Genomic DNA, 5,548 nt, shown 5'->3' on the forward strand with positions numbered 1-5,548 from the left:
ATCCAGGGCTCGACGCCGAAACTCCGGCGAATGTGCAGCAGGCATCTCACGGACTCCTTCCGAGACGATCATCGCCTCAACTCAGGTGTCCGGAAAAGCGGGTCAGGCTCCCTCGACCGCAAAGTGTCGGTTTGTGCACACCAGTACAGATCGGGCGTTGTCCACAGTCCCCAGCACAATTCCCGAATTACTAGGGCCAGCTGTGCCGACGACTTCGGACAATGACACCGGTCGTCGGCGTCGACGAGCTTGCCGAAAACGATCGTTTTCGGCAGCACGACACGTCGGTGCTCGTGCCGGAATCGATCAGTTTCGAGCGATTGCGGAAACCTACAAGGCGGCGGGCTTGATGATGCTGCCCGCGCAGGGGCTGGCGCGGGCAGCATCGTTCGTATCAGGCGACCGCTGTACCTTCCAGCTCGACGAGCTGGCCGGGGATCGCGAGGCGGGTGACTTCGAGCATCGTGGTCGTGGGCGCGACGCCGACTGCGCCGAGGCGTCCGGCCAGTTCTCCGTAGTGCGGGAAGAGAGCGTCGATGTCGGTCGTGTAGACGTTGAGGCGTACGAGATTCGCGAGGGTCATCTCGGCAGCCGTGAGCACCGCTTCGAGATTGTCGACGCTGAGCGCGAGCTGCGCAGCAACGTCGCCATCGTGCTCGGGGCGGCCGTCCGCGCTCATCGCGGTCTGTCCTGAGATGTAGAGCGTGCGAGTCTCCCCAGATACGACTTCGCCCTGGTTGAAGCCCATCTCCTGCGACCACGCGACCGGGTTTATTGCGCTGCGTTCCAGTGTCATTTCCTGCTCCATTCGTGTTCGTGCTGCACCGGTGATCCGGCCAAGTCACGCGCCATCTGCGATGGCGTCAGTTCGAGCATTCCAACGAATCACGACACCTCATGTCATGTATGTCTGAGAGAGTTTCTTATGCGCGCCGATCGGCTGGTTTCTCTCGTGCTGCTCCTACGACAACGGGGCCGCCTCTCCGCGCCCGAGCTGGCGAAGGAACTCGAAGTATCCACCCGAACCGTCCTCAGAGACATCGAGGCACTATCCACCGCCGGGGTTCCGGTCTACGTCGATCGGGGCCGCAACGGCGGCTTCTCCCTTCTCCCCGGCTTTCGCACCGAACTGATGGGACTCAACCACGAGGAAGCCTTGGCCCTCCTCACTGCCGGCGGCGCTGGCGGACGGCAAGTGTTCGGCCTGGGCTCGGCTCTGTCCTCTGCCATGCGCAAGGTCGTCGATGCGATACCAGTCGGTCACCAGCTCGCAGCCACGGACGCCGCACAACGCATACTCATCGAGCCCGAAGCGGATCTCCTGTCACGACACCGCATCACAGAAGGCATCCCCGAGGCGATCATGATCGAGGTCCGCCGGTCGGTACTCAACGGCCGCAAGCTGCGCATCCACTACGCCGCCGAAGGCCGCGAACCCGCGTGGCGCGAAGTAGACCCCATCGGCCTTGTCACGGTGCGGGAGAAGGGCTACCTCCTCGCCCTCGTCGACGGCAACGATCGCACCTACCGACTGTCGCGCATCCTGGCCGCAGAAGAACTCACCGCACCCGCCCAACGCCCGGCTGCAGTCGACCTCGCGGAACTTTGGGAGGCCCGCAGCGCACGATTTCGTGCCGGAGAATCCCAGCTTGTGGTGCTCGCCCGAATCGACCCGTTGAGACGCGAGGAACTCGCCGGCACGGCCCTCGCGATCATCCGGGAGACGACCGACCCGGACGGCTGGCTACGAATCGAACTGACCTTCCAGGACCTACGACACGCCGAATGGGCTCTCTGGCAGCTCGGCACCAGGGCGCAAGTAATCAGCCCCCCGGAGCTGCGACAGGCACTTCACCAACTCGCGGTTGAGGTCGCAACCCGCTACGCCTCGCAACCCGACGACCCGAAACTGGGCCCCACCAAAAACCAGGACCGAAACCCCGACCACCCGTAACCGGTTTCGATTCGGGAGACGTTTGCGGCACCCTCTCACCAGCTCACCCCTGCTCGGCCCGCAAACGATCGTATTCGGGGTCAGAGCGGTAGCTGAACCTGGCGGACGAATCTGCGCTGCCAGGGTGTCTCAACCGCGCCGCGTCGATAGGCGGCGCGAACCCAGGCCACGGCCTCGTCGGCCGATACGCCGTCATATCGAGCGAGGATCGCGAGAGCTGTCCCCGTTCGACCTGTCCCGCCGCCACAAGCGACCTCGACCCTCTCAGTCAGCGACCGATCGTAGGCTTCGCGGAGCGCGGCTATCGCATCCATCGGCGCTCTCGGTAGGCGGAAGTCGGGCCATGCAATCCATTGCGACGGCCAGCTCTCGCGGTGCACCCGCGACGTGAGGTAGAGCCCGAAATCAGGTTCATCGCCGTCGAAGACGGGACCGTCTCTTAGTCCGCGTCCACGCACGAGACGACCACTCGGCAGCGTCACCACGCCGCTTCGCTCAGCCGCCCACGCTTCCATCCCTCAATCGTGCCACTGACGATCGTTTCAGGGCGGCCCGTAGATGCGTCGGCCGGTACACCGTCGTATCGGGCGAGGTATGACGAGAGCGATTCCCGTTCGCCCTGTGCCGCCAGTTACACCACAACCGAGAATGCGCGAATAGTGCTCACCGCAATAAAGTACTTGCACCAGACCGGCGCGGTGAGCCCGAGACGCCTCGTCAAGGAGGCACTGCGGATGCGTCCCGATCGGATCGTCGTGGGGGAGGTGCGCGACGCCGAGGCGCTCGATCTTCTGCTGGCTCTGAACACGGGTGTTCCGGGCGCCGCGACAATCCACGCGAACTCGGCCGCCGACGCCTTGCGACGCCTGACGGCGCTGCCCCTGCTCGCCGGGCGGAACATCGACGCCGGCTTCGTGGTCCCCGCGATCGCGTCGTCCGTCGACGTCGTCGTGCACTGCCGACGCGCCGCCGGCGGCGCGCGCCGCGTCGAAGAGGTCGTCGAGACGACCGGTCGGCACGACGGGCAGACCGTGGCGACACGCACGCTCTATCGCGCGGTGGGGAGCGAGGCCGCGGTCGGACGTCGTGTCCGCGGGGGAACGACGCCGTGACGATCATCTGGGGTGCCCTTCTCGCCTCGGGCGTGCTCCTCGTGGTCTCCCCGTGGGTGTGGCCTCGGCGGGGTGCCGACGATCGCGCACCCGCGGGCGGCCGCATCACGCGGCTTCTGCAGGAGGCGGGCCTCGCCCATACGCCCCGCTCGCGCGCGATCACCGCGGCGGTGGGTCTGGCCGGACTCTCCGCCGCTGCCGCGTGGCTCCTCGCGCCGCTGCCCGCGGTGACGATGGTGGCCGCTGTCGCGGGGGCGGCGGCGCCGTTCTCGTGGCTGCGGGCCCGCGGGCGTCGGCTGCGGAGGTCGCGGCGGGCCCTCTGGTCGGATGTCTGCGATCTGCTCGTCTCGGCGGTGCGTGCGGGGATGTCGCTGCCGGACGCCGTCGGCGCCCTCGCCGACAGCGGGCCGCCTCCGCTGCGCGCTCCGTTCGCCCGCTTCGCCGCCGATATGGCGGCCTCCGGCCACTTCGACTCCAGCGCCGTGCGCCTCAAAGAGGGGCTCGCCGATCCGGCGGCGGACCGCATCGTGGAGACGCTGCGGATGTCCCGCCACGTGGGCGGGACGGAACTCACCCGCATCCTCCAGACGCTGTCGGCATCGGTACGCGCGGATGCGGCTCTGCGCGCCGAGGTCGAAGCCCGACAGTCCTGGGTGCGCGGCGCGGCCGTGGTCGGTGTCGTCGCTCCGTGGGTGGTGCTGGGGCTTCTGGCCATCCGGCCGGAGGGCGCCGCGGCGTACGCCACGCCGGCCGGCACGATCGTGGTGTTCGCCGGGGCCGCGGTCTCGGCGATCGCCTATCGTCTGACGCTGCGGCTCGGACGGCTGCCCGAGCCGCAGCGGTGGTTCGGGTGAGCGCCGTGGGCGTCGTCGCGACGGCTGTGCTGCTCGGAACGGGTCTCGCCGGCGGCATCCTGCTCGTTGCGCAGAGCCTGCCGCGCTGGGCGGTGCCTCCGCTGTCGACGCGGATCGCGCCGTACCTTCGCGACATCGCCGATCCGCTCGGCCTCACGCCGCTCCGTGTGACCGCGACGCGGTTCGACGTGGGCCGTCTCCGCGAGCGTCTCGTCTCGGTGCGCGGCGACCGGGCGGTTCTGACACGGCGCCTGCGTCACGCGGGCTCGGCGCTCGATCCGGTCGCCTTCCGCGGACGTCAGCTGGCCTGGGGCGTCGCCGGCCTCGTGTGCGGGGCTCTGCTCGCGGTCGCGGGGATGGTCACCGGAAGGGGCGGACCCGTCGTCGCGCTGCTGCCGCTCCTGCTCGCCGCCGGTGCCGTTCTCGCCTACGAGCAGCGGATCACCGTCCGCGCGCGCCGCCGCATCGCGCGCGTGCAGGACGAGCTTCCGACCGTCCTCGAATTCCTGGCCCTGTGTCTGGCGGCGGGGGAGGGTCTGCGCGCCGCGCTCACCCGTGTCGGCGACGTCGGATCGGGGGTGCTCCCCGAAGAGCTGAGACGTGCCGTGCTGGCGAGTGCCACCGGATCGACGCTGACGGAAGCTCTCGGCCAGGTCGCCGACGATGCCGGTGTCCCCGCGCTGTCGCGCGCCGTCGATCACCTCGTCGCCGCGATGGAACGCGGAGCACCGCTCTCACAGGTGCTGCAGGACCAGGCGAGGGATGCGCGGGAGGATGCGAAACGCCTGTTGCTCGAAGCGGCGGGGAGGAAGGAAATCCTCATGCTCCTTCCGCTCGTCTTCCTGATACTCCCGTTGTCCGTGCTCTACGCCGTCTTCCCGGGGGTCGTGATGCTCAAACTCGGAATGGGGTGAGAATCGCCCGATCCGCACATCTCGCCCGTCAGGAGAATCGGCGTCGGCGGCCAGGTGGGAGAGAATTCGCCGGCGAGACGCGAATGTCGAGTCGTCGCCGGCGAATGCGTTTCAGTGCTCTGCTTCGTACGCGTCGAGAACGGCCTGAGCCACGCGGCCGCGCTCGCTGACGCTGTGCCCGTTCGCCTTCGCCCACTTTCGTACGGCATTCAGGTCCTGGCGCTTGGTCGCGGTGCGGCGCACCGGCGCAGCGCTGGACGAGCGGACACGGCGGGCCTTGTCGATGTAGTCGGCCATGAAGTCGTCGAGCTTCTTGGCATTGTTCTTGGAAAGGTCGATCTCATACGCCTGTCCGCCGTAGGAGAACTGGATGGTGACGGCGTCGGTGTCGGGAATCTCTTCACCGGTGAGGTCATCGGTGACGATGTAGGTCTTTATTTCTTTGCGGGCCATGACGGCGAGCCTAGATCATGGATTGTCGACGTGCCAGAAGGCGCGCTCCGCGCTGTCGGGTCGTGGGATTCGCACATGCACGATGATTCGCGATCGCGCATTCCTGGCTTTTGCGCACGGCGCCGTTCCGCCACCGAGCATGTGGATAAATGGCTCTGCGCATTCTGGGTGGGGTGAGGCGCTCGGGCGTGGCGTGACGGGGTGAGGTGGGTCGAGGCCCGGAGGATCGGTAGCGACCAAGCAACCTGTTCGTCCGGAGAC

The 5,548-nt window shown here is 67.7% G+C and carries 6 protein-coding genes and 1 pseudogene; 4 read left to right on the plus strand and 3 right to left on the minus strand.

Features of this window, described 5'->3' with window-relative positions:
- Positions 1–394 precede the first annotated feature (394 nt).
- A complete protein-coding gene (locus WFI00_RS17600) occupies positions 395–790 on the minus strand; it encodes a RidA family protein (protein ID WP_336633646.1) in 396 nt (131 codons plus the stop codon).
- A gap of 135 nt (positions 791–925) precedes the next feature.
- Here WFI00_RS17600 and WFI00_RS17605 point away from each other — a divergent pair, with 135 nt between their 5' ends.
- Positions 926–1,954 (plus strand): helix-turn-helix transcriptional regulator, encoded by a 1,029-nt coding sequence (locus WFI00_RS17605; RefSeq protein ID WP_336633642.1) that lies wholly within the window; start codon positions 926–928, stop codon positions 1,952–1,954.
- 80 nt (positions 1,955–2,034) lie between these two features.
- Here the strand turns inward: WFI00_RS17605 and WFI00_RS17610 are convergent, their stop codons facing one another.
- Positions 2,035–2,469, minus strand: a complete 435-nt coding sequence (locus tag WFI00_RS17610; protein WP_082734128.1) for a protein-tyrosine phosphatase family protein — start codon at positions 2,467–2,469, stop codon at positions 2,035–2,037.
- A 165-nt stretch (positions 2,470–2,634) separates the two neighbouring features.
- On the opposite strand from WFI00_RS17610, the pseudogene WFI00_RS17615 reads away from it, so the two are divergent.
- The 3 genes and pseudogenes from WFI00_RS17615 to WFI00_RS17625 form a co-directional block, all read left to right on the plus strand.
- Positions 2,635–3,066: pseudogene (locus WFI00_RS17615) on the plus strand (ATPase, T2SS/T4P/T4SS family); the annotation flags it as partial.
- Complete coding sequence (locus WFI00_RS17620; RefSeq protein WP_336633643.1) at positions 3,063–3,920, plus strand: type II secretion system F family protein; 858 nt, start codon at positions 3,063–3,065, stop codon at positions 3,918–3,920. The pseudogene WFI00_RS17615 and the gene WFI00_RS17620, both read left to right, overlap by 4 nt.
- Positions 3,917–4,834 carry a type II secretion system F family protein gene (locus WFI00_RS17625; protein ID WP_336633644.1) on the plus strand — a complete coding sequence of 306 codons (918 nt, stop codon included), beginning with the start codon at positions 3,917–3,919 and terminating at the stop codon, positions 4,832–4,834. Before WFI00_RS17620 ends, WFI00_RS17625 begins: the two co-directional genes overlap by 4 nt.
- A 111-nt stretch (positions 4,835–4,945) precedes the next feature.
- On the opposite strand, the gene WFI00_RS17630 is transcribed toward WFI00_RS17625, so the two are convergent.
- Positions 4,946–5,287 carry a histone-like nucleoid-structuring protein Lsr2 gene (locus WFI00_RS17630; RefSeq protein WP_336633645.1) on the minus strand — a complete coding sequence of 114 codons (342 nt, stop codon included), beginning with the start codon at positions 5,285–5,287 and terminating at the stop codon, positions 4,946–4,948.
- Positions 5,288–5,548: the final 261 nt, after the last annotated feature.

It is taken from the genome of Microbacterium sp. MMO-56, from assembly GCF_037146215.1.
Classification (GTDB): Bacteria; Actinomycetota; Actinomycetes; order Actinomycetales; family Microbacteriaceae; genus Microbacterium.

Excerpts from the sequence above, each read along its gene's own strand:
- WFI00_RS17610 (WP_082734128.1), bottom strand. The coding sequence starts at position 2,469 with ATGGAAGCGTGGGCGGCTGAGCGAAGCGGCGTGGTGACGCTGCCGAGT.
- WFI00_RS17605 (WP_336633642.1), top strand. The coding sequence starts at position 926 with ATGCGCGCCGATCGGCTGGTTTCTCTCGTGCTGCTCCTACGACAACGG.
- WFI00_RS17630 (WP_336633645.1), bottom strand. The coding sequence starts at position 5,287 with ATGGCCCGCAAAGAAATAAAGACCTACATCGTCACCGATGACCTCACC.